The sequence below is a fragment of the Saccharopolyspora sp. NPDC047091 genome (assembly GCF_040643635.1).
Taxonomy (GTDB): Bacteria; Actinomycetota; Actinomycetes; order Mycobacteriales; family Pseudonocardiaceae; genus Saccharopolyspora_C.
In genome coordinates, this window is sequence record NZ_JBEYUS010000015.1 from 67,592 (window position 1) to 91,296 (window position 23,705).

General features: G+C 71.4%; 20 protein-coding genes. 12 read left to right on the forward strand and 8 right to left on the reverse strand.

Features of this window, described 5'->3' with window-relative positions:
* Positions 1-96: 96 nt before the first annotated feature.
* On the reverse strand, positions 97-540 hold the full coding sequence (locus ABZ805_RS09950) for a hypothetical protein (RefSeq protein WP_358437076.1): 444 nt from the start codon (positions 538-540) through the stop codon (positions 97-99).
* Between the two features lie 396 nt (positions 541-936).
* On the opposite strand from ABZ805_RS09950, the gene ABZ805_RS09955 reads away from it, so the two are divergent.
* Entirely contained in the window at positions 937-1,872 is a 936-nt protein-coding gene (locus tag ABZ805_RS09955; RefSeq protein WP_358437077.1) for a hypothetical protein, read from the forward strand.
* A gap of 393 nt (positions 1,873-2,265) precedes the next feature.
* On the opposite strand, the gene ABZ805_RS09960 is transcribed toward ABZ805_RS09955, so the two are convergent.
* From ABZ805_RS09960 to ABZ805_RS09970, 3 genes are all read right to left on the reverse strand, one after another.
* The gene (locus tag ABZ805_RS09960) at positions 2,266-2,499 is read right to left on the reverse strand and encodes a hypothetical protein (RefSeq protein WP_358437078.1); all 234 of its coding nucleotides are present in this window, start codon (positions 2,497-2,499) and stop codon (positions 2,266-2,268) included.
* A gap of 4 nt (positions 2,500-2,503) precedes the next feature.
* Positions 2,504-3,181: a TNT domain-containing protein gene (locus ABZ805_RS09965; protein ID WP_358437079.1), complete on the reverse strand. Its 678-nt coding sequence runs from the start codon at positions 3,179-3,181 to the stop codon at positions 2,504-2,506.
* A gap of 566 nt (positions 3,182-3,747) precedes the next feature.
* A complete protein-coding gene (locus ABZ805_RS09970; protein WP_358437082.1) occupies positions 3,748-4,008 on the reverse strand; it encodes a helix-turn-helix transcriptional regulator in 261 nt (86 codons plus the stop codon).
* Between the two features lie 746 nt (positions 4,009-4,754).
* Between ABZ805_RS09970 and ABZ805_RS09975 the strand changes: the two genes are divergently transcribed.
* The 4 genes from ABZ805_RS09975 to ABZ805_RS09990 all read left to right on the forward strand — a co-directional run bounded on the left by ABZ805_RS09975 (position 4,755) and on the right by ABZ805_RS09990 (position 10,804).
* Positions 4,755-6,161, forward strand: a complete 1,407-nt coding sequence (locus ABZ805_RS09975; RefSeq protein WP_358437122.1) for a family 2B encapsulin nanocompartment shell protein — start codon at positions 4,755-4,757, stop codon at positions 6,159-6,161.
* A 240-nt stretch (positions 6,162-6,401) separates the two neighbouring features.
* A complete protein-coding gene (locus ABZ805_RS09980; protein WP_358437085.1) occupies positions 6,402-8,282 on the forward strand; it encodes a hypothetical protein in 1,881 nt (626 codons plus the stop codon).
* Positions 8,283-8,341: 59 nt separating this feature from the next.
* Positions 8,342-9,757 (forward strand): family 2B encapsulin nanocompartment shell protein, encoded by a 1,416-nt coding sequence (locus ABZ805_RS09985; RefSeq protein WP_358437088.1) that lies wholly within the window; start codon positions 8,342-8,344, stop codon positions 9,755-9,757.
* A gap of 15 nt (positions 9,758-9,772) precedes the next feature.
* Positions 9,773-10,804, forward strand: coding sequence for a family 2 encapsulin nanocompartment cargo protein polyprenyl transferase (locus ABZ805_RS09990; RefSeq protein ID WP_358437091.1), 1,032 nt, complete (start codon positions 9,773-9,775; stop codon positions 10,802-10,804).
* Positions 10,805-11,112: 308 nt separating this feature from the next.
* On the opposite strand, the gene ABZ805_RS09995 is transcribed toward ABZ805_RS09990, so the two are convergent.
* Positions 11,113-12,054 carry a sporulation protein gene (locus ABZ805_RS09995; protein WP_358437094.1) on the reverse strand — a complete coding sequence of 314 codons (942 nt, stop codon included), beginning with the start codon at positions 12,052-12,054 and terminating at the stop codon, positions 11,113-11,115.
* A gap of 485 nt (positions 12,055-12,539) precedes the next feature.
* Here ABZ805_RS09995 and ABZ805_RS10000 point away from each other — a divergent pair, with 485 nt between their 5' ends.
* Complete coding sequence (locus ABZ805_RS10000) at positions 12,540-13,775, forward strand: amidohydrolase (protein ID WP_358437096.1); 1,236 nt, start codon at positions 12,540-12,542, stop codon at positions 13,773-13,775.
* Between the two features lie 194 nt (positions 13,776-13,969).
* On the opposite strand, the gene ABZ805_RS10005 is transcribed toward ABZ805_RS10000, so the two are convergent.
* Both ABZ805_RS10005 and ABZ805_RS10010 read right to left on the reverse strand, forming a co-directional pair.
* Positions 13,970-14,734 (reverse strand): DUF1295 domain-containing protein, encoded by a 765-nt coding sequence (locus ABZ805_RS10005; RefSeq protein WP_358437099.1) that lies wholly within the window; start codon positions 14,732-14,734, stop codon positions 13,970-13,972.
* Complete coding sequence (locus tag ABZ805_RS10010; RefSeq protein WP_358437102.1) at positions 14,731-16,020, reverse strand: cyclopropane-fatty-acyl-phospholipid synthase family protein; 1,290 nt, start codon at positions 16,018-16,020, stop codon at positions 14,731-14,733. The genes ABZ805_RS10005 and ABZ805_RS10010 overlap by 4 nt, the downstream gene beginning before the upstream one ends.
* 96 nt (positions 16,021-16,116) lie before the next feature.
* Between ABZ805_RS10010 and ABZ805_RS10015 the strand changes: the two genes are divergently transcribed.
* The 6 genes from ABZ805_RS10015 to ABZ805_RS10040 are packed head-to-tail and all read left to right on the forward strand — an operon-like array spanning position 16,117 to position 21,460.
* Complete coding sequence (locus ABZ805_RS10015; protein WP_358437104.1) at positions 16,117-16,821, forward strand: alpha/beta fold hydrolase; 705 nt, start codon at positions 16,117-16,119, stop codon at positions 16,819-16,821.
* Complete coding sequence (locus ABZ805_RS10020; RefSeq protein ID WP_358437107.1) at positions 16,818-18,083, forward strand: FAD-dependent oxidoreductase; 1,266 nt, start codon at positions 16,818-16,820, stop codon at positions 18,081-18,083. Before ABZ805_RS10015 ends, ABZ805_RS10020 begins: the two co-directional genes overlap by 4 nt.
* Positions 18,077-18,817, forward strand: coding sequence for a DUF1365 domain-containing protein (locus tag ABZ805_RS10025; protein ID WP_358437125.1), 741 nt, complete (start codon positions 18,077-18,079; stop codon positions 18,815-18,817). Before ABZ805_RS10020 ends, ABZ805_RS10025 begins: the two co-directional genes overlap by 7 nt.
* Positions 18,814-20,049 carry a cyclopropane-fatty-acyl-phospholipid synthase family protein gene (locus ABZ805_RS10030; protein ID WP_358437109.1) on the forward strand — a complete coding sequence of 412 codons (1,236 nt, stop codon included), beginning with the start codon at positions 18,814-18,816 and terminating at the stop codon, positions 20,047-20,049. Before ABZ805_RS10025 ends, ABZ805_RS10030 begins: the two co-directional genes overlap by 4 nt.
* Before the next feature lie 59 nt (positions 20,050-20,108).
* Positions 20,109-20,708 (forward strand): ECF RNA polymerase sigma factor SigK, encoded by a 600-nt coding sequence (gene sigK / locus ABZ805_RS10035; RefSeq protein WP_358437112.1) that lies wholly within the window; start codon positions 20,109-20,111, stop codon positions 20,706-20,708.
* Positions 20,705-21,460 (forward strand): anti-sigma factor, encoded by a 756-nt coding sequence (locus ABZ805_RS10040; RefSeq protein WP_358437115.1) that lies wholly within the window; start codon positions 20,705-20,707, stop codon positions 21,458-21,460. Before sigK ends, ABZ805_RS10040 begins: the two co-directional genes overlap by 4 nt.
* A gap of 336 nt (positions 21,461-21,796) precedes the next feature.
* Here ABZ805_RS10040 and ilvD read toward each other — a convergent pair whose 3' ends face one another.
* The gene (ilvD, locus tag ABZ805_RS10045) at positions 21,797-23,506 is read right to left on the reverse strand and encodes a dihydroxy-acid dehydratase (protein WP_358437118.1); all 1,710 of its coding nucleotides are present in this window, start codon (positions 23,504-23,506) and stop codon (positions 21,797-21,799) included.
* Positions 23,507-23,705: the final 199 nt, after the last annotated feature.

Consider the following 23,705-nt stretch of genomic DNA (forward strand, 5'->3'; position numbering starts at 1 on the left):
GTATCAACCCGCCGCTCCGCGTGTGGTGAAGCGGTCGCGGAAAGCACCGATTTGTGCGCTATGCCAGGGATTTCCTCAACGGAGAGTGATCTTGTCTCACCCTGGAGGGGCGGCGACGAGCGCGGTGCGGAGGTCGTCCAGCGCCGAGTCGACGGCTACGAGGAGGCGGGTGCAGTCCTGCTCGGTGCCGGGCTGCGGCGGGAAGCACCCTCGTCCCGACAGCTCGGTCACCCGCTGCTGCAACGCGTGCGCTGGGCCGGTGATCTCCGGCGGGTTCTCGATCGAGTCGGTGGCGCTGAGCGCGATGTTGCGCACCTGCGCCAAGTAGCGCTCGCAGCGCACGGTGCCGTGCTCAGCAGCACGCGTGTAGCACTCGTCCTGCGTCACGAACCCGATCTTGGTGATGACGTCCTGCCTGGACACGCTCGGCGCGTGGTGCTGCACTCCGGGGTCGGTCCGGTAACCGGCGCACCCGGTCAACGCCAGCGCCGCCAGCGCGGAGACGGCCGCCAGCTTCCGGTGTGATGTCGTCGTTCGCATCCCTCACCCCTTCCGCAGGTCACGGTACGCCCGGGGTGGGTGCGGGCGGTTCGGCAGGAGGTGATCGCCCGCACCCGAGCCACGCCCCCACCCAGCTGGAGTGAACGGACCGTTCATCCGATCTACCTGGACGAACGGTCCGTTCACTCAAGAAGACGTGGCCGCGACTCCATTCCAGTCATCACATCAGCGCACGGACACGCCACATCTCCATGAAGTGAACGGACTCTTCGCTCGATCTAGCTGGAAGAACGGTCCGTTCACTCCGCCACGAGTCGTGGAGTTGTCCACAGGTCGTCGATTCATCCACAGATCTTGAAATCGATGTGGCGCCGAAGTGAATCGAACGGTCATCGTGGAGTCATGCCGAGGAGAACGATCGCCGACTGGGACGGGGTGGCCACCGCAGCCACCTACGGCGTGATCACGGCGCGCGCTCTCGATGAACTCGGCGTACCGAGATCGACGGTCTACCACCGGGCGTCGATCGGCGGCCCGTGGAAACGACTGCTCCCCGGGATCATCATGCTGTCCTCCGGTACCCCCACCCGTGAACAGCACCTGGACGCCGCGATCCAGTACGCAGGAACCGGAGCGATGATCACCGGTATCGCCGCGTGCCGGCTGCACGGGATGACGCAGTTCCCCGATACGGAAGAAGTGCACATGCTCATCCCGGAATCTCGCAAACGCGCCAGCAAAGGATTCGTCGAAATCGAGCGGACCACCCGCTTGCCGGTGCCGGCATCTCAAAACGGATTCCGGGTCGATCCTCTCGTCCGGGCACTACTCGACGCGGCACGCCGACTGCCGACCCTGGACCAGGTTCGTGCGCTGCTGGCCGAGGCCGTGCAGCGCGGAATGGTCACGGCCGGGGCGCTCGCCGCCGAGGTGCGAGCCGGATCGAGGCGGGGGATCGCCCGCTGCCGCGTCGTGCTCGAAGAAATGGAAGCCAACGTCCACTCCCCCGCCGAGGCGTGGGCCTACCGGTTGGCGCGGAAAGCAGGGTTGCCCAGCATGCAGTGGAACGTCCGGCTGCTCGGACCCGACGGGAAACTGCTGGGCGTCCCCGACGGCTGGATCGACGAGGTCGGGCTCGCTTGGCAGATCGACTCCCTCAACTTCCACTTGAGACCGGCCGGCTACGAGAACACGGTGCGGCGCCACACGCTCATGACCGCCGCGGGGGTCGTCGTCGTGCACACGCTCCCGAAGCACATCCGCTCGAACCCGGTGGCCGTCCTGGACGAGCTCCGGCGCTCGTACCAGGTCGCCCGACAACGTCCACGTCCGCAGGTGACCGCCGTTCCGCACCGGCCCGAACGCCGCTGACCGCCCTCCCCCTCCACCACCTGCGTCGAAGCTGCCTGCCGTACCGACCTGCTGCGCCAAGCCCGCCACCGACTCCGGGCAAGGCGCCGAATCCTGCGGCGCCGACACCGCAGGGCCCGGTGTCTGCGCACCGAACGCTATCGACCATCTCCGCATCACCGCCGCGCGTTCCCTGCACGCGCGGCGGCCTGCTGCTGTCCCGAAGTGAACGGACCGCTCGTCCAATTCAGCTGGACGAACGGTCCGTTCACTCGACCGCCCCTGAGCGTCGTGCACCCGGGGTGGGCTCCGCGCCGAAGCGCAGCTCCCCGCACCCGGCGCAAGCCGAGTTCTGGAGTGAACGGACCGTTCGTCCCATCTAGTCGAGCAAACGGTCCGTTCACTCGGTTCCGGTCAGGGTTGGGCTAGGCGTAGTAGGCGGGCGCATGCCGTGTCCTCGTCCGGCGAGGTGGCGATGACGTGCCACACGCCGCGTTCGGCGACACCGGTGTCCCAGCCCTGCGTTCCCTTGCGCAGGAACAGGAATTCGGTGGGCGGTATGCGGGGCTCGTGCACGCCCTCGATCCACAGCTCGCTCTCGGCCACACCCGATCCGCGCAGGAGGGTGAACAGTTCGCGGCGGTCCATCCGACTACCGTAGATCGTCGGCGGGCTTGAGGTAGCCGTTGGAGAGCAACCACCGGACGTTCAGCCGCTGCCCTTCGCCCGGCTGGAGGAGCGCGGGATCGAGCAGGATCTGCGTGCCGCCGCCGGGCTGGGCGAACCAGGCGGCGATGGGTCCTTCCCACACGGTGAAGGGCCGTGCCACCTCGTAGCGGTGGTATCCGCAGGGGAATCCGGGTTCCCGCGTGGTGAGGCTCTGCGGTGGCAGCGAACGTTCGGCGTAGTCGTCGCCGGCCGGCGCGAGGAAGGAACCGTACTCGGACCCGAAGCGGTCGAGTTCGTCACCGACGTCGAGGGTTTCGACGTCCTTGTCGGCGCGCCCGTCGGGGCGCGTCTCGAACCCGTCCTGCGGCGGGTACTTCCAGCTGCCCGCGTCGGGGTCCCAGTACTCGGCGAGGAACCGGTCGGGTGCGAGGTTCCCGCTGCGCGAGTAGCCGGTCAGCAGCGGTCCGACGGGTTCCTGCCACGGCCGGGGCAGCACCGCCGGACCCCAGCGCTCGTCACCGGCGTGCACTCCGGTGCACGGTTCCGGCCGGTCGGGGGCGGGTGCCGCATGGACCGGCGCGGCGGGCACGAGCACGACGGCCAATCCGCAGCACAGCGAGAGCAGCGCTCGCCTGCGGCGTGGCGCCTGCGGGCGCGGCACGGCGCCCGCCCACCTGCCCGCTCCCCGGTGAACCTGTTTTCCGAACCCCAGCATCGAACTCCTCCTGATCTCGTCGAAGTCCCCACTGATAGCGATCCGGCTGTCCCCCGGGAAACGTTCCGCCGAAATGCCGCTCGATCGATCAGAATCCACTACCCGATCGGGTGGATCTTGCCTCTTACCCTGACGCTCCGCAGCTGAACCGGACGGTACCGCCGCCGAGAACGGGCGGACCCCGATCCGGAAGTCGGCACCGGCATCGCAAGTCCATTTTGGACGCGCGGAGCCCGGGACTTTCGACCGGAGAACGCACTTCGACCCGCGCGGAGAAGCACCACCGGAACCCCGGTCCGCCCTCCACGCTGAGTCACTGGAACGCCGGTCACCCGCCCTCGGGTGGAAATCCGCACAACGGCCGAGATCCGAAATATCCGGAACAATGCGATTCGACTTTGCGAGGCGCACGCCCCGGAATCATCACGGCGCTTCGCCCGGCTCATCCGCGAAGAAGGGAACCCGCCGCGATCGGCGAAGGAGGACCCGGCGACCGATCCGGATCCAGGCGCTCACCCGGCCCCGGCGCCACCGGCCCCGTCGACGACCCGGACCTGCTCGGGCTGCGGAATGAGCAGCTCGTCGACTCCGCAGTCGAGGACGACGCAGAGCACGTCCAGGTCGGCGAGCTTCACGCTCCCGGGCTGCCCGGACCACAGCGCGGACATCTTGCCCGCGGAGATCACCATTCCCCGTTCGGCGAGCCTGCGCTGCAGGTCACCGGCTTTCCATATGCCCCGGTTGGCCGCAGCCAGCCGCAGGTTCCACCGCATCCGGACCTCCTCCTTCCCCCGGCCGGCAGCGCGGACGCGCGCGCGAAGCCGGTCGCGAGACCACCCCGTTCTGATCGCCACACCGTTCCCCGCCCAGCACCGCACGACGCCTTTCGGGATTGTTTCAGGAATGCCGAATTCGCCTCGACAAGGCCGGGTTTATCGTGAACGCTACTGCATCGATCCAAGCAGTCCGCAACGGGTTCCCACCGACCGCCCCGCACTTCGCCCGGCCGGAGCAGCACGTCGCGCACTGCGTGAATCCCACCCGCGGGAAAACGGGGGTATCCGTTCGCGGAACGACCAGAAAGCGCCGTACTGATTCCAACTGCAACTACTTCCTGTGATCGCAATAGGCGGAACGAGTGATCGTCGGTGACATGAGTCCCGCCCGCCACTGGAGCAGCCATCCTTAGCACCTTCGGGTGACTGTACGGCCCCATCCGGCGGTGCTAGCGTCTTCTCCGCCAGGAAATGAGCACGTAATTAGCCGATGCCCGGTTTCCACGTCGGCGTCTTTCCATTCACGCGAAAACCAAGCGGAAAACCCAAGCAAAACCAGTCGAAGAATCAGCCTGTTCCCCTCGAACCGGCTGATCGGCGACCCCGCGTCCCGACCGGGCCGGGTCGTCCGAACGCACCGGCACGGCGGCCAGCGATGCCCGCCGCGGTCGAGCACGCCCGCTCCACCGGAGCATTCGGGCGCTTTTCCCAGAACTCGAACGAAAGATTAGGTGGTGTACGTCGTGACCGTGGCGGATTCGGGTGTCGACGAGAACGAGCGGCCGCAGCTGAGCCTGGGCACGGCCGCCGCGCGGAACCTCGCGACGACGACCAAGACCCCACCGCAGATGCAGGGCATCACCTCGCGGTGGCTGCTGCGGATGCTGCCGTGGGTGCAGGCGACCGGCGGGACCTACCGGGTCAACCGCAGGCTCACCTACACGTTGGGCGACGGACGGGTGACCTTCACCAACACCGGCGCCGACGTCCGCGTCATCCCGCAGGAGCTGCGCGAACTGCCGCTGCTGCGCGACTTCGACGACGAGTCGGTGCTCGGCGCGCTCGCCGACCGGTTCGTCCAGCAGAACTTCGAGCCCGGCGACGTCCTCGTCGAGGCCGGGCAGCCGGTGGACCAGGTCTTCCTGCTGGCGCACGGCAAGGTGAACAAGCTCGGCCGCGGCGAGTACGGCGACGACACGGTGCTCGGCGTCCTCGCCAACGGCGAGTACTTCGGCGAGTCCGCGCTGCTCAACGCGGACGGCACCTGGGGCCACACCATCAAGGCCGTCACCTCCGGCACCGTGCTGGCGCTGCGGCACCAGAGCCTGCAGGAGATGAACGCGGCCGAGCCGCTGCGCCAGCACCTCGCGGGCGTCGACACGTCCACCGGCAAACCGCAGAACGAGCACGGCGAAGCCGAGATCGACATCCACTCCGGGCACAGCGGCGAGCCCGTGCTCGGCGGCACCTACGTGGACTACGAGCTCAGCCCCCGCGAGTACGAGCTCAGCGTCGCCCAGACCGTGCTGCGCGTGCACAGCCGCGTCGCGGATCTCTACAACCAGCCGATGAACCAGACCGAGCAGCAGCTGCGGCTCACCATCGAAGCACTCCGCGAACGCCAAGAACACGACCTGCTCAACAACCCCGACTTCGGCCTCCTCCACAACGCAGACCTCTCCCAACGCATCCACACCCGCACCGGCCCACCCACCCCCGACGACCTCGACGAACTCCTCTCCACGGTGTGGAAGGAGCCGACGTTCTTCCTGGCGCACCCGCGGGCGATCGCCGCGTTCGGCCGGGAGTGCAGCAAGCGGGGGCTGTACCCGCAGAACGTGGACTTCCAGGGCCACCAGGTCCCGGCGTGGCGGGGCGTCCCGCTGCTGCCGAGCAACAAGATCGGCGTGTCGGACACCCGCACCACCTCGATCATGCTGCTGCGCGCCGGGGAGCAGAACCAGGGCGTGGTCGGCCTGCACCAGACCGGCATCCCGGACGAGTACCAGCCGGGCCTGTCGGTGCGGTTCATGGGCATCAACGAGAGCGCCGTCATCTCGTACCTGGTCAGCACCTACTACTCGGCCGCGGTCCTGGTCCCGGATGCGCTCGGCGTGCTGGAGCACGTCGAGATCGGGCGCGAGGGCTGACCCGGGATGCGGGCCTTGGAGATCCCCGGCACCGGTGCACCGTGCGGTGCACGGCTGAACCCGCACGTGGATCGCGCGCACGCGCTCACCGCACGGTGGGCGCGGGACCAGGGCCTGCTGACGTCCGATGAGGACTTATCCGGTCCTCGCCGGAACGCGGACGCGGGGAACCCGAGCTCCCCGCACTCTGCCGGCGCAGACCCGGTCGGGTGCGCTCCGGGTCGGGAATCCCCGGGCCCGGTGGCGCACCCGCCGGACGCCACCGGTTCCGGGGTGACCGCGGCCGCCGTGCGGGACCAGGTGCTGCTCGCCGCCTGGACCCATCCCGACGTGCCCGGCGCGGAGCTGGCGCTGATCGCCTGTTTCGAGGTGTGGGCGGCGGCGGTGCGCGGGCACGTCCGGCGCTGCTCGGGTGCGGTGGCCGAGCGCTACGTGGCGGGGCTGCACGAGGTCGTGACCGGTGCGGCCGAATCCCGGGACGCCGCCGATCCCGTCGGCAGGGCGTTGCGCGACCTGCGTGCGCGGGTGGCGCCGTCGTGGCGGCGGCAGGTCGATGCCGCGCTGATCGACCTGCTGCGCGGGCAGGCCGCCGAATCGGCGGGGACGGCGGTGTCCCGGGTGCCCAACCCGATCGACCACTTGGGCGCGGGCCGCACCAGCGGTCCCGGCCCGTGGGCGGCGCGGCTGGTGGCCTACGGGTTGCGGGTGCGGATTCCGCGGCAGGTCGCGGGCAGTGCCGAGTTCCGCGCGGTGCACGACGCGTTCTGCGACGTGGTGCTGCTGCGCACCCGGCGCGCCGGTGCTCCGGAAGAGCCGCGGGCCGAGCTCTCCGACAGCGTCGTGGTGCTGCAGCGGCACTTCGGGCAGTCGCGGGCGCGCGCGCTGGCGATGCTCGAGGACCTGCTGGCGTGGCGCGCGCACCGGTTCGAGGAGCTCACCGGGTCGGAACTTCCCGCGCTGCTGGCGGAATGCGCGGACGGGGCGGAGCGCGACGCGGTGCTGCGCTACGTCCAAGGCCTGCGGGACTGGTCCGCTGGCCTGCTGGCGTGCCGGCCGGACACCGTTGTGCCGACGGCCGGGCCACCGCGACCGGCATCGCGGCGCACCTCGAACCAGGTGCGGCTGCCCGAGTTCTTCATGCCCTTCGACACCCGGCGGAACCCGGGGCTGGACGCGGCCCGGCGGCACACCCGCGAGTGGGCCCGGGAGCACGGTCTGCTGCACGGCGTCAAGCCGTGGACGGCCGCCGCGTTCGACGCCGCGGACTACGCGCTGCTGGCGGCGCTGACCGAACCCGATGCGGCGGCGGACGAATTGGACGCGGCCGCCGACTGGCAGGTGTGGTCCTGGTACGCCGACGACCACCTGCTCGCACGCACCACCGGATTCCGGGACCGGCTCGCGGAACTGCTCCGCCGTGCACCGGAACCGCGGGAACCGTGGGAGCGGGCGCTGCTGGACCTGTGGCGTCGCACCACCGGCGGCCTGGAACCGCGGCGACGCCGCGAATTCGCGGTGCGGCTCGCGGAACGGTTCGACCACCGCCTCGCCGAGGTGCACGGGCCGGAGACGCCCGATCCGCTGGTGCTGCTCGCGTCCCGGCGGCGCAGCTGCGGCGCCGAGTTCACCGCCGCGCTGCTGCGGCACCGGCACGCCGAAGACCTGCCCGCCGAGCTGTTCACCGCCACCCCGATGCGAGTGCTGGTCGAGACGTTCGCCGAAGTCAGCGCCCTGCGCCACGACCTGTTCCGGTACCGGGCGGCTCCCGGCACGACGCGGGCGCCGAACGTGGTGGCGGCGGTGGCGGCGTTCCTCGGCTGCCGGCCGCAGCAGGCGGTGTCGCTCACCGACGACCTGTGCACGGCGCGGCTGCGGCGGTTCGAGTCGGTCGCGCACTGGGAACTTCCCGCGCTCAGCGGCGAATTCGACCTCGATGCGGCCTGCTGCGCACGGCTGGAGCGCTACGTGCGCGGCATGCAGCAGTGGATGGCGGGCGAGCTGCGGTGGGTCTCGGTCACCGGCCGCTACGCGGGCACCGGAGACCGGCCGCGCCGGGTGCGCCGCGCGCTCGGCCGACCCGGGCGTCCGGACGAGCGCTTCCTGCGCCGGGCGCCCGGCTAGTACCCCGGGCCGCCTCCCGGCCCGGTTCTTCCAGCAACGACAACGGGATTGGTGACTGCATGACCCGCGAGACCCACACCGAGGACCCCACGGACGCGGGTTCCGGCACTCGCCCCGCGCTCAGCCTGGGCACCGACGCGGCGCGGAACCTGTCGACCACGACGAAGACCCCGCCGCAGATGCAGGGCATCACGTCCCGCTGGCTGCAACGCACCCTGCCGTGGGTGGAGGCGAGCTCCGGCACCTTCCGGGTGAACCGCCGGTTGACCTACACCCTCGGCGACGGGCGCATCACGTTCGTCAGCACCGGGAAGCACGTGCAGGTGGTGCCGCAGGAACTGCGGGAACTGCCCGCGCTGCGCGAGTTCGACGACGCCGCGGTGCTCGGTGCGCTCGCCGACCGGTTCGTGCAACGCGAGTACGAGGCCGGCGCGGTCCTCGCCGAAGCGGGCGCACCCGTGGACCGGATCCTGCTGCTGGCGCACGGGAAAGCGCACAAGCTGACCCGCGGCGAGTACGGCGACGACGCGGTGCTCGGCATCCTCGCCGACGGGGACCACGCCGGTTCCGGGCTGCTCCTCGACCCGGAATCGCGGTGGCCGAACACCGTGAAGACCGCCACGCCGTGCACGGTGCTGGAGCTGCGCGGCGACGTCCTGGCCGAGACCGCGGGCCGGGCCGACGGGCTGCGCGCCCACCTCGACGAGGTGCGGTCGCGTCCGGTGAAGACGCAGAACAAGCACGGCGAAGCCGAGATCGGCATCCACTCCGGGCACAGCGGGGAAGCGATGCTGGGCGGGACGTTCGTCGACTACGAGACCTCGCCACGCGAGTACGAACTGGCCGTCGCCCAAGCGGTGCTGCGCGTGCACAGCCGGGTGTCCGACCTGTACAGCACGCCGATGGACCAGACCGAGCAGCAGCTGCGGCTCACCATCGAAGCACTCCGCGAACGCCAAGAACACGACCTGCTCAACAACCCCGACTTCGGACTCCTCCACAACGCAGACCTCTCCCAACGCATCCACACCCGCACCGGCCCACCCACCCCCGACGACCTCGACGAACTCCTCTCCAAGCGGCGCAAGACCCGGCTGGTGCTGGCGCATCCCCGGGCCATCGCCGCGTTCCGCCGCGAGTGCAACCGGCGCGGCGTGCTCCCCGACATGGTGGAGGTCGAAGGCACCAGGGTCACCGGGTGGCGCGGGGTGCCGATGCTGCCCAGCAACAAGATCCCCATCTCCGAGGCCGGCACCACGTCGATCCTCGCGATGCGCACCGGCGCCGACGACAACGGCGTCGTCGGGTTGCGCCAGACCGGCATCCCCGACGAGCACGAACCCGGGCTGAACGTGCGGTTCATGGGGCTGGACGAGCACGCCGTGACGTCCTACCTGGTCAGCACCTACTACTCGGCGGCGGTGCTGGTCCCCGACGCGCTCGGCGTGCTCGAACACGTCGAGACCACCCGGTGAAGGAGAGCCGCGCAGATGACCGCACATGTGGACGAGGCACGACGGACGGTGGCCGACACGCTGCGCACCGGCCGGGAGCTGCTCGATCCGGCGCTGCGCGCCGCGGTCGGATCGCTGCCGGAGTCGATGCAGCGCATCGTCGGGCACCACTTCGGCTGGAGCGATGAGCACGGTGCACCGGTCGACGAGGACCAGGGCAAGGCGATCCGGCCCACCCTGGTGCTGCTCACCGGGCGGGGCGTCGGCGCCGAGACGCGGCAGGTGCTGCCCGCGGCGGTCGCCGTGGAGCTGGTGCACAACTTCTCGCTGCTGCACGACGACGTGATGGACGGTGACCTCACCCGGCGGCACCGGCCCACCGCCTGGCGGGTGTTCGGGTCCGGTCCGGCGATCCTCGCCGGGGACGCGCTGCTGACGCTCGCCGCGGAGGTGCTCACCAGCAGCGGGCATCCGGCGTCGCTCGCCGGGTTGAAGGAGCTCAACGCCACCGTGCTCGACCTGGTGGACGGGCAGAGCTCCGACATGTCGTTCGAACGGCGCACCGATGTGGCGCTGCCCGAGTGCCTCACGATGGTCGGGGCGAAGACGGGGGCGCTGCTCGGGTGCAGCTGCGCGCTCGGCGGGTTCTTCGGCGGTGCCGGGCCGGAACGGGTGGAGCACCTGCGGCGGTTCGGCTACCGGCTCGGCCTGGCGTTCCAGCTGGTCGACGACATCCTCGGCATCTGGGGGGATCCGGTGGTGACCGGGAAACCGGTGCACTCCGACCTGCGGAACCGGAAGAAGTCGCTGCCCGTGGTGGCCGCGTTGAACTCCGGGACGGCCGCCGGGCGGGAGCTCGGCGAGCTGTACTCGCGGGAGATGTCCGACCAGGACGCGGTGCGGGCGGCGCGGCTGGTGTCGGACTCCGGGGCGCGGGAGTGGAGCCGCGGGCACATCGCCACGTTGGAGGCCGAGGCGCTGCACCACCTCGACGCGGCCGCCCTCGACCCGGGGCCTGCCGCGGAGCTGGCCGCGTTGACGCGGATGTTGACGGGGCGGGAGTTCTGACCCGCCGCCCCTGCGCATGAGTGAACGGACCGTTCGTCCCGTCTAGTTGGGCGAACGGTCCGTTCACTCATGCCCGAAGCCGCCTCCGGGGGCCGCAGCGATGCCGATCACCGCGACCGCGTGATCTGAGTGAACGGACCGTTCGTCCGATCCAGCGAGACGAACGGTCCGTTCGCTCCGGACTCGGTGTGGCGGTGGGCGGGGAGGCGTGTCGGCGCCGGCCCGCGCCCACCTGCCCGGAGGTACGTGGGTGAACGGACCGTTCGTCCCGTCTAGTTGGACGAACGGTCCGTTCACTCCACCCGAGCTCAGTCCTCTTCGCCCTCGCCGTCGTCGTCGAGCACCTCGCCCAGCGCCATGCCGCCGAGGACGCCTGCGCCCGCTCCCAGCGCGGCCCCTGCCGCGACGCCGCCCCAGCCCGGACCGCTGCGCTGCTCCTCGTAGTGCTCGTGCTGCTCGGGGTGGCCACCGCCGAACATGCCGCCGCGCTGGGCGGCCTCCTCGAGCCAGCGGGTCACCTCCGCGACCCAGTCGGTCTGCTCGGCTTCGCCGTGGCTGCGGCGGAACCTCCCGAACGCGTCCTCGCCGGAGCGGAACGGCCCGCCGCGGCGGTCGGCTTCGAGCACGACGTGCAGGCCCTCGGCATCGGCGACGAAGGTCAGCTCGACCTCGTTGATGCGGTCCCGGTACTGTTCGGGTGCGAAGAACTCGATCTCCTGGAACATCGGCAGCTGCTGGTCGATGCCGTGCAGCCGCCCGATCTCCACGTCGGTCGACTTGAACTGGAAGCCGAGCGCGCCGAACGCGTCGAGCACCCTGGACTGCGAGGGCAGCGGGACCACGAACAGCCCGTCCAGATCACCCTTGTCCGCGCTCTTCGCGACGACCAGTTCGGTGCGCACCCCGAGTTCGACTCCGGGGAGCTGGGTGCCGTCGACGACGTTGATCGGGATCTCGGCGGGGACGGGGATCGCGAACGGGATCACCTTGTGCTCCCCGTCGCTGACGTGGAAACCCTCCGCGACGACGACCTGCAGGAACTCGATGGTGGCGTCGTGCTGCTCGTCGCCGCGCTCCACCTCGGCGCGGGCTTCGAAGGTGAGGACGATCCGCTCGATGTCGACTTCGTCGTCTCCGGTGACGCGGACCTCACCGGAGAGGGTCGAGCCCGGCTGGACGTGCGGTTCGGAGAACACCGTGTCGACGGTGGGGCCGCCGATTCCGAACGCCCGCAGCATCTTCTTGAACACCAACGCGACCTCCCAGTCGTTTCAAGATCATCATACGAGCCCTCACCCCGCATCCGATCTTGCCCTAATGTCCGTTTCGCCCGCCATCGCCGGGCCGTCGCACCGCGAAGATCCGCCGAATGCCGGAACGCCCGTCCCGGCACGGCACCCACCGCACCCGAAACCGAGTGAACGGACCGTTCGTCCGACCGGATGGGACGAACGGTCCGTTCACTCCCGCCATCCACCGAGAGGGCGGGAACGAACCGACGGCGGCCCCCGGCACCGCCACCGGAACCGGCCGGCCACCGCGGATCCCGAGTGAACGGACCGTTCGTCCAGTAGAGCTGGACGAACGGTCCGTTCACTCACATCCGGTGGTGGGGTCGGGGGTGCCGGTGATGAGCTGGTCGCACCGCCCCGGCTGGCCACGGCCGTCGTGGCGGGGGACGGTGTTGACGCCGCGGCGGGTCGTTCGCGGTGACCGAACGCGAGGGAGTCGATGCATGACCGCGGGTCCGTTCCCCGAGCTGGCGAAAGCACTGCCCGAACTGGAGCACTGCTACCTGGACCTGCACCGCCACCCGGAGCTGGCGTTCGCGGAGCACCGCACCGCCGAGGTGGGCGCGCGGGCGCTGCGCGCGGCGGGTTGCGAGGTGACCACGGGCATCGGCGGCACCGGCGTGGTGGGCGTGCTGCGCAGTGGCGACGGTCCGACGGTGCTGCTGCGCGCCGACATGGACGGGTTGCCGCTGCGGGAGCAGACGGGCTTGGAGTACGCGAGCACGGAGGTCACCGACGACGGGGTGCCGGTGGCGCACGCCTGCGGCCACGACATGCACGTGACGTGGCTGCTGGGCGCGGCGCGAGTGCTGGCGGGCCGCCGGGAGGAGTGGTCGGGCACGGTCCTGTTCGTGCTGCAGCCGGCGGAGGAGCACGGCGGCGGCGCGCAGGCGATGGTGGCGGACGGCGTGTTCGACCGGTTCGGCACGCCGGACGTGGTGCTGGGCCAGCACGTCGGTCCGATGCCCGCGGGCCACGTGTTCACCCGCCCGGGGTTGACGATGTCGGCGAGCGATTCGGTGCACGTGCGGATGTTCGGCCGCGGCGGCCACGGTTCGCGACCGGAGACGACGGTGGATCCGGTGGTGCTGGCGGCGGCGACGGTGCTGCGGCTGCAGACGATCGTGTCGCGCGAGGTGGCGGCGACGGAGTCGGCGGTGGTGACGGTGGGCGCGCTGAACGCGGGCAGCAAGGACAACGTGATCCCGGACGAGGCGGAGTTGCAGCTGAGCATCAGGTCGTTCGCGGAGCCGGTGCGGACCCGGGTGCACGAGGCCGTGCGCAGGATCGTGCGCGCGGAGGCGGCGGCCGCGGGCGCTCCGCGCGAACCGGAGTTCACGGAGGTCGATTCCTACCCGGCGACGGTGAACGACGAGGCGGCCACGGAGTCGTTGACGGCCCGGTTCCGCGAGGTCTTCGGTGAGCGGCGAGTGCATCCGGCGCCGGTGGTGACGGGCAGCGAGGACTTCGGAGTGTTCGGTGCGGCGTGCGGGGCGCCGTCGGTGTTCTGGTTCGTCGGCGGGGTGGACGCGGAGCGCTTCGCGGCCGCGTCGGAGGCGGGTACGGCGGAGCAGGACGTGCCGTCGAACCATTCGCCGCAGTTCGCCCCGCAGCTGCACCCGACCCTGTCGGCCGGGGTGGAGACCCTGGTGGCGGCGGCGTTGCACCACCTGGACTGACCGCGCTCGGGTGACCTCCGCTCGGGTTCACGGCAGGCTCGCCCCAGGCCCCCGGCCCGGGTTACCGGAGCCTCGGTGTCCCGGCCTGGGCGCACCGCAGGTCCGGGCGCACCGCAGACCCGAACTCACCGCGGCGGATCCAGGTTCACACCGCAGCCCCGCACTCACCAGAACCCCGGCCCCCGCCCCCACCATCACCGCCGAGGCGGCAACGGCAGGAACCCGCTGGTGCGCTCCACGTAGTCGGCGTACGCGGGCCGCCGTTCCCGCATCCCCTTCTCCAGCAGCGGTTTCCCGGTGCCGCGCGCGAGCAGCCAGGTCATGACGAGCGGCGAGAGCAGCGTCGCCGCCCCGACCCAGCTGTGGCAGGCCAGCAGGTACAGCCCCCACCACACGCAGGCGTCCCCGAAGTAGTTGGGATGCCGGGTGTACCGCCACAGCCCGCGGTCCAGGACGCGCCCGGAGTTGGCGGGGTCGGCGCGGAACCGGCTGAGCTGCGCGTCGCCCACGGTCTCGAAGCCGAATCCGAGCAGCCACACCACCACCCCGGCCCAGCCGAGCACTCCGAGCTCGCCGGGGAAGGCGATGGCGGCTTGCACGGGCAGCGACACGAACCACATCACGAGCCCCTGCACCAGGTACACGCGCAGGAACATGAGCAGTCCGACCCGCTCGCCGTAGCGCTGCGCCATCTCCTGGTAGCGGCTGTCCTCCGCCTTGCCGGAGTTGCGGTGGTGCAGGTGCGTGGACAGCCGCACCCCCCACACGACGGTCAGCGCGGTGGCGGTCCACCCGGCGGCGGACCCGGTTCCGGTGAACGCGCAGCAGAGCGCGATCACCGCGAATCCGGCTCCCCACACCGAGTCGATGGTGTCGTAGCGCTTGCGCCACCGGGCGATGCCGTAGGTGACGAGCACGGTGGCCAGCGCCGCGGCGGGGGCGACGAGGAAGGCGTTCATCGGGCGGCTCCGGCGAGCGCGGTGGCGGCACCTCGTCCGTCCACTGTGGTCTTGGTGGCGAGGATCTGGTTGACGCCCATGCGGTTCTCCTCGAACGCGAGTCCACCACCGGCGAGGTAGAGCCGCCAGATGCGGACCTGTTCGGCTCCGAGCAGCGCGACGGCCCGCTCCTGGTCGCGGTCGAGCGTCCGCGCCCATTCTTCGACGGTGCGGGTGTAGTGCTCGCGCATGGCCTGCACGTCGCGGACCTCCAGCCCGGCGCGTTCGAGGTGGTCGAGGGTGCGGCCGATGGGCACCATGCTCATGTCGGCGGCGATGTAGGCCTCGATGAACGCGCCGCCACCGGGGGCGTCACCCGCCCGGGACATCTGCTGGATGAGCAGGTTCCCACCGGGCCGCAGCATGCGGTGCAGGGTGGCCGCGTACACCGGGTACTGGGCTTCGCCGACGTGCTCGCCCATTTCGACGGAGGCGACGGCGTCGAACGGTTCGCCGTCGATCTCCCGGTAGTCCTGCAGCCGCACGTCGACCTTCCCGCGGAGGCCGAGCTCGTCGATGCGGCTCTGGATGTGCGCGGCCTGCTGCGCCGACAGGGTGACGCCGGTGGCGTGCACCCCGTGGTGCAGGGCGGCGTGCAGGATGAGCGATCCCCAGCCGCAGCCGACGTCGAGGAGCCGGTCGCCGTCGCCGAGCCGCAGCTTGCGGCAGATCAGGTCGAGCTTGTCCCGCTGCGCTTCGGCGAGCCCGTAGTCCGCGCCGTCCCCCGTCCAGTACCCGGACGAGTAGGCCATGCTGGGGTCGAGCAGCAGTTCGTAGAACTCGTTGCCGGTGTCGTAGTGGTGGGCGATCACCGCGCGGTCCCTTGACCGGCTGTGCAGCCTGCCCGCGAGCTTCGCCTCCCCGGCGGGCGGCGCGGGCCGGAGTCCGACGGCGCCGAGCGCGACGGCTTCGCCCAGCAGCCGCCGCCACTGCGCGGGACCGAACCGCACCGCGCGGGTGCGCTGCGCACGGATCGCCGACCAGCAGCGGCGGAGCCCGTCGGTGAGGTCGCCGCGCACTTCGAGGTCACCGCTGACGTAGGCGCGGGCGAGGCCGAGCTCCCCGGGCCGGTACAGCACGTGCCGCAGGGCGCGGCGGTTGCGCAGCACCACGCGCGGCCCGTCCTCGGGTCCTGCGGTGCTGCCGTCCCAGGCGGTGAGCCCCACCGGCAGCGGGATGCCGATGAGGTCGCGCACGGCGCGTTCGATCCGGTGGGCCGCTCCGCGCGGCTTGCGCTGTTCGGACACACGAACCCCTTCCTTGGTCTGCTGCGGTGCGTTCGGAGCGCGGCCACCCGCGGATCGGTCGTTGTGATCCGACGCACATCGACCAAACCGGTTCGGGTGGTGTTCCGAACCGGGGACATGCAGATCCAGCAGCGTCCCGGAGATCCGCCGGGGAGGCACGAGCGGCGGCCGTCGGTGCGCGTCCTGCGGTCCCGCGCGGACGAGCCGCGGACGGTGGTCCTCGTGCTGCACGGCGGGCGCGCCACCAGCGACGAACCGGTGCGCACCCATCAGCTCGCCTACCAGCGGATGCACGCGGTGGCGCGGTCGGTGCGGCGGGCCGCGGCGGGTAGCGCGGTGCACGTGTGGTTGCTGCGCAACCGGGTCCGGGGCTGGAACGAGCCGCGGCTGGACGCGCTGGCCGACGCCCGGTGGGCGTTGCGGCGCGTCGAGGAGCAGCACCCGGGCGCCCGGGTGCTGCTGGTCGGGCATTCGCTCGGCGGCCGGGTCGCGTTGCGGCTGGCGGGCGAGGAGCGGGTGCGCGGGGTGTGCGCGCTGGCGCCGTGGGTGGAGCCGGGCGAGCCGGTGGAGCAGCTCGCGGGCGGCGAGGTGCTGATCGCGCACGGCGACGCCGACCGGGTCACCTCGCCCGCCGAGTCGGCCGATTTCGCGCGCCGCGCGCTGCAGCTGCCGACCCCGCCTGCGTTGACGTACGTGCGCGTGCCCGGCGCGGGCCACGCCATGCTGCGCCGCTGGACCGAGTGGGAGGCGCTGACGAGGCGTTTCGCCCGCGCACTGATCGTCGAGGAGGAGCTGCGATGAGCGGCACCGTGGCCGTGGTCGGCGCCGGGGTTTCCGGGCTCACCGCCGCGTACCTGTTGCAGCGCAACCACCGGGTGCTGCTGTTCGAGGCCGACGACCGGCTGGGCGGGCACGCGCACACGCACCGGTTGCGCAGCGCGGACGGGCGCGTGGTGCCGGTGGACAGCGGGTTCATCGTGCACAACGAGCGCACCTATCCGAACCTGCTTCGGCTGTTCGGGGAGCTGGGGGTGCGGACCGCGGAGACCGAGATGTCGATGAGCGTGTCCTGCGACGGGTGCGGCCTGGAGTACGCGGGGGCGCGGCGGCTCGACGGGTTGTTCGCGCAGCGCGGCAATGTGGTGCGCCCGCGCTACCTGGCGATGCTGGCGCAGGTGGTCCGGTTCCACCGGGCCGCGAACCGGCTGCTGGACGAGCCGGGCGAGTCGGCGGACTCGGTGACGTTGGGCGATTTCCTGGGGAGTCAGGGGTTCTCGCGGTACTTCGTGGACCATTTCGCGCTGCCGCTGGTGTCCGCGGTGTGGTCGGCGGACTTCGAGGTGAGCAAGCGGTACCCGGCGCGCTACCTGTTCGAGTTCCTGCGCCACCACGGCATGTTGTCGGTGGGCGGTTCGCCGACGTGGCGCACCGTCTCGGGTGGTTCCGCCGAGTACGTGTCGCGCGCGGCGCAGCGGCTGTCGGCGGTGCACGTGAGCACCCCGGTGCGGTCCGTGTCGCGGTTCCCGGGCCGGGTGGAGGTCCGCGACGCGCAGGACCGGGTGCACGAGGTGGACCGGGTGGTGCTGGCCTGCCACGCCGACCAGTCGCTGGCGCTGCTGGCCGATCCGACTCCGGCGGAGGCGAAGGTGCTGGGCGCGTTCGGCTATTCGGAGAACGAGACGTGGCTGCACACCGATGCGGGCGTGCTGCCGCGCGCGGCGGGCGCGCGGGCGTCGTGGAACCACCACAAGCCGAGCTGCGCCGCCGATCCGGGGCACGTGCTGGTCAGCTACGACATGAACCGGTTGATGCGGCTGGCGGAACCGGAGGACTACCTGGTGACGCTGAACCCGGCGGGCCGGGTCCGCCCGGAGCGGGCGCTGGCCCGGATGCACTACCGGCACCCGATCTACACGCCCGATTCCGTTGCGGCGCAACGACACCTGCCCGAGCTGGGCGATGCGCGCACCCGCTTCGCCGGCGCCTACCACGGGTGGGGGTTCCACGAGGACGGCTGCGCCAGCGGGGTGCGCGCCGCCGAGGCGTTCGGGGCGGGCTGGTGAGCGCCGCGGCCGTTCCGGCGCTGTACCACGGGGACGTGGTGCACGTCCGGCACGGCGACGCCGGGAACCGGTTCCGGCATCCGCTGTACACGTGGCTGGTCGACCTGGACGCGCTGCCCCGGCTGCCGTGGTGGCTGCGCCCGCTGGCGCGGTTCGACGCGCGCGACCACCTGGGCGACCCGCGGCGCGGCATCCGGCAGAACCTGGAGCGCTGGCTGACGTTGCGCGGGGTCGAGCTGGACGGTGGCCGGGTGCTGATGCTGGCGCACGCCCGCGTCCTCGGGCACGTGTTCAACCCGATCACCGTGTACTGGTGCCACCGGCTCGACGGTTCGGTGCGCTGCGTCGTCGCCGAAGTGCACAACACCTACGGGGAACGGCACGCCTACCTGCTGCACCCCGACGAATCCGGTCGGGCCGAGGTGGGCAAGGAGTTCTACGTGTCCCCGTTCCTGCCGGAGCACGGCCGCTACGAGATGCGGGTCCGCCCGCCCGGCGAACGCCTGCACCTGCGGATCCGGCTGCGCGACGAGCACCGGCCGCTGCTGACCGCGGTGTTCACCGGAGTCCGCGAACCCGCGACCACCCGCGCGGTGGTGCGGGCCGCGCTGCGCCGCCCGCTGGTGCCGCAGCGGGTGTCCGCGCTGATCCGCAAGCACGGGATCTCGTTGTGGCTGCGCGGGTTCCGCATCGTCCCCCGACGTCCCCACCTGCATCAGGAAGGCATCCGATGAGCATCACCGTCCAACCCGCCACCCAACTGGGACCGTGGGATTCGATCGGGCCCGCCCCGCACTCGCCGGTGCGCGCGCACTTCGCCGAACGGCTGTTCCGGTACGCGGTGCGGAACCTGCCGGTCCGCGTCGCCCTCGCCGGCGGGGAGCGGATCGGCGCGGGCGGGCCGGGCTCGCCGCTGATGCGGATCCTCGACCCGGCCGCGTTCTTCCACCGGCTCGGCGCCGACTCGAAGATCGGGTTCGGCGAGTCGTTCGTGGCCGGGGAGTGGGACAGCCCGGACCCGGCGGAGCTGCTCACCCCGTTCGCCGAACGCCTCGCGAACCTGGTGCCCGCACCGCTGCAGACCCTGCGGCGCTGGGTCGACGCGCCCAAACCGGGTGCGGAGCGCAACACCACCAGCGGCTCGCGGCGCAACATCGAACGGCACTACGACCTGTCCAACGACGTGTTCGCCGCGTTCCTCGACGAGACCATGACCTACTCGTCGGCGATGTTCACGCCCGGCACCGACGACCTCGCCGACGCGCAGCGCACCAAGATGGACCGGGTCCTCGACCTCGCCGGGGTCCGCTCCGGAACCCGGCTGCTGGAGATCGGCACCGGCTGGGGCGCGCTCGCGATCCGCGCCGCCTCGCGGGGCGCGCAGGTCACCACCCTCACCCTGTCCGCCGAGCAGAAGGAGCTCGCCGAGAAGCGCATCGCCGCCGCCGGGCTCACCGACCGCGTCGACGTGCAGCTGCGCGACTACCGGCACGCGGAGGGCGGCTACGACGCGATCATCAGCGTCGAGATGATCGAAGCGGTCGGCTCCGAGTACTGGCCCGGCTACTTCGCCGCGCTGGACCGGCTGCTCGTGCCCGGCGGCCGCATCGGGCTGCAGGCCATCACCATGCCGCACGACCGGATGCTCGCCAGCCGCCGCTCGCACACCTGGATCCACAAGTACATCTTCCCCGGCGGCGAGATCCCTTCCCTGCGAGCGATCGAAGAGACCGTGCGCGACCACACCGGTCTGCGCGGCACCGGGCGTCACTCGTTCGGGCCCGACTACGCGGCCACGCTGCGGGCCTGGGGCGACACGTTCCAGCACCGCTGGGACGACATCGCCGCGCTCGGCTTCAGCGAACGGTTCCGCCGCACCTGGGAGTTCTACCTCGCCTACAGCGAAGCCGGCTTCCGCTCCGGGTACCTCGACGTGTGGCAGCTCGGCTTCCGCAAACCCGCCTGACCACGCCGCCCGACCAGCGGCGGTGCACACTCGGCACGATCCCGGTGAAGGGACCCGGCATGCAGGAACGACCGCACTCCAGACCGCAGCGGTGGACACCGCCGCCCGACGAGGGGCCCGACGCGCGGGCGCTCATCGCCGAGGTCGCCAAAGGTGACGAACGCGCCTTCGAGCAGCTCTACGACCTGCTCGCGGGCTCGCTGCTCGCCATGATCCAGCGAGTGGTGCGCGACGCCGCCCAATCCGAAGAGGTCGCGCAGGAAGTCCTCGTCGAGGTGTGGCGCAGCGCCACCCACTACCGGCCGGAACTCGGCAGCGTGCAGACCTGGGTGTTCACCCTCGCGCACCGGCGCGCCGTCGACCGCGTCCGCTCCGCCCAAGCCGGGCGGGACCGCGAAGCCCGCGTCGGCGCCCAGCAGCACGGCCGACCGTTCGACGAGGTCAGCGAATCCGTCACCACCCGGTGGGAGCAGCGGCAGGTGCGGCGCTGCCTCACCGCCCTCACCGAGCTGCAGCGGGAATCCGTGCTGCTCACCTACTACCGCGGCTACACCTACCGGGAAGCCGCCGGCCTGCTCGAAGCGCCCGCGTCCACCGTGAAGACCCGGCTGCGGGACGGGCTGATCCGACTGCGCGACTGCCTGGGGGTGGGCCGATGAGCACCGACCTGGCCACGTTGACCGGCGCTTATGCCGTCGACGCGCTGCCCGACGACGAACGCGCCGAGTTCGAGGCGCACCTGACCAGCTGCGAGGACTGCCGCCGCGAAGTCCTGGAGCTGCGCGAAGCCGCGGCCCGGCTCGGCTCGGCCGAACACGCCACGCCGCCCGACACGCTCAAGCAGCGGGTGCTCGCCGAGATCGCCCAGACCCGGCAGGACCCGCCGCCGCCCGCCGACCTCGCCGCGCACGCCGCCAAGCGCCGCCGCCGGTACTCGTGGGCGACCCGGCTCTCCGTCGCGGCCGCCGCCGTCGGCGTCGCCCTCGCCGCCGTGTTCGGCGTCGTCGCCGTCCGCGCCCAGCAGGAACTCGACGCCGCCCGCGACCGGATGACCACCGCCGGGGCGCGCGGAGCCGAGATCTCCGCCATGTTGCAGGCCCCCGACGCCCGGGTGATCAACATGCCCGGGCCGGGCGGGATGCGCGCCACCACCGTGCTGTCCCACGAACAAGGCAAGGCGATGTTCATGGCGAGCGGCATGGCACCGCCGCCCGACGATCGCGCCTACCAGGTGTGGTTCATCGAACCGGGCGGCACCGCCACCTCCGCGGGCATGCTCGCCGCGGCCGGCACCGAACCCCTCGTCGCCACCATGCCCCCCGACACCGCCCACCTGGGCGTGACGGTGGAACCGGCGGGTGGCTCACCGGCGCCCACGACGGCGCCGATCCTCATGCTCCCCACCACCTGACCCGAGTGAACGGACCGTTCGTCCGACGCTTTCGGAGTGAACGGACCGTTCGTCCCATCTAGTTGGGCGAACGGTCCGTTCACTCACGTCGAGTCGGGGCGCGGCCGGCGGCGGGGGCTGTCCCGGAACGCCCCGCCGTTCCCCGTTCCCCGTTCCCCCGTTCCCCGTTCCCGAGTGAACGGACCGTTGCTCCCACCTTTCGAAGTGAACGGACCATTCGTCGCATCTAGTCGGTCGAACGGTCCGTTCACTCATCTCCGGGTGTGACGGTGGCCGGGGCTCTGGAGCGCCGGGTGAACGGCCCGTTCGTCCGGATAGATCGGTCGAACGGTCCGTTCACTCCAGGTGGGTGGGGTGGCAGGGGGCTCCTTCGGAGGCCGAGCCGACCAGGGCCGCGTACTTCGCCAGGACGCCGGTGCGGAGCGTCGGGCGAGGTTTGCTCCAGGCGGCTCGGCGGTCGGTCAGTTCTGCGTCGGAGACCTGGAGGTCCAGGGTCCGCGCGGCGAGGTCCAGGTGGATCGGATCGCCGTCGCGGATCAGCGCGATCGGCCCGCCGTCCGCGGCTTCGGGAGCGACGTGGCCGATGCACAGGCCGGTGGTGCCGCCGGAGAACCGTCCGTCGGTGAGCAGCAGCACGTCCTTGCCCAGCCCGGCTCCCTTGATCGCGCCCGTCACCGCCAGCATCTCCCGCATCCCAGGCCCACCGCGCGGACCCTCGTAGCGGATCACCACCACGTCCCCCGGTCCCAGCGTTCCCTGCTCGACCGCGTCCATCGCACCTTGTTCCCCGTCGAACACGCGGGCCGTCCCGCTGAACGTGCTGGTGTCGAACCCGGCGCTCTTCACGACGGCGCCCTGCGGGGCGAGCGAACCGCGCAGGATCGTCACGCCGCCCGTCGGGTGCAGCGGGTTCGACAGCTGCCGCAGCACCTCCCCGTCCAGCTCGGGCGGGTCGAGCTCCGCCAGGTTCTCGGCGAGCGTGCGTCCGGTGACGGTGAGGCAGTCGCCGTGCACCAGCCCCGCGTCGAGCAGCGCCTTCAGCACCACGGGAACGCCGCCGATCCGGTCGACCGCGGGCATCACGTGCCTGCCGAACGGTTTCACGTCGGCCAGGTGCGGAACCCGGTCGCCGATCCGGTTGAAGTCCTCCAGCCGCAGGTCCACTTCGGCTTCGCGGGCGATGGCCAGCAGGTGCAGCACCGCGTTGGTCGACCCGCCGAACGCCATCACCACGGCGATGGCGTTCTCGAACGCTTCCTTGGTGAGGATGTCCCGAACCGTCAACCCTCGTTCCAGCAGGCCCACCACCGCCCGGCCGGCGTCGCGAGCGCTCGTGTCGCGGCGCCGGTCCACCGAAGGCGGGCTCGCCGAGCCAGGGAGCGACATGCCGAGCGCTTCCGCGGCGCACGCCATCGTGTTCGCCGTGTACATCCCGCCGCAGGCACCTTCACCTGGGCAGATGGCGCGTTCGATGCGCTCCACCTCGTCCTCGCCGATGAGACCCCGCGCGCACGCACCGACCGCTTCGAACGCGTCGATGATCGTCACTTCTCGGCCGTCCACCTTCCCCGGCATCGTCGACCCCGCGTAGACGAACACCGAGGCGAGGCCCAGCCGTGCCGCGGCCATCAGCATGCCGGGCAGGCTCTTGTCGCAGCCGGCGAGCAGCACCGAGCCGTCGAGCCGTTCGGCCTGCATGACCGTCTCCACCGAGTCCGCGATGATCTCGCGGGACACCAGGGAGTAGTGCATGCCGACGTGACCCATCGAGATCGCGTCGGACACGGAGATCGTGCCGAACTCCATCGGGAATCCGCCGGCCGCGCGCACCCCGTCCTTGCCCGCCTGCGCCAATCGTTGCAGCGACAGGTTGCACGGGGTGATCTCGTTCCACGACGAGGCCACCCCGATCTGAGGTTTGGCGAAGTCCTCGTCGCCCATGCCGACCGCTCGCAACATGCCGCGCGCAGGAGCCCGTTCGACCCCGTCGGTGACGTCGCGGCTGCGTGGTTTCAGGTCCGGTTCGCTGTGCTCGCCATTACTCATCCGGCCGACTCTAACCCCGGTGGCATCCTCGGACCTGGCACCGAACCCGTCTCCGGACATGACGAAGGCCCGGCTCCCGGGAGGTGTCACCACCACCCAGGAACCAGGCCTTGGAAATGCAGGAACGCCCCGGAACCAGGTTCCGGGGCGTTCCCCTCATGAGTATTGTCGGCGGTGTCCTACTCTCCCACACCCTATC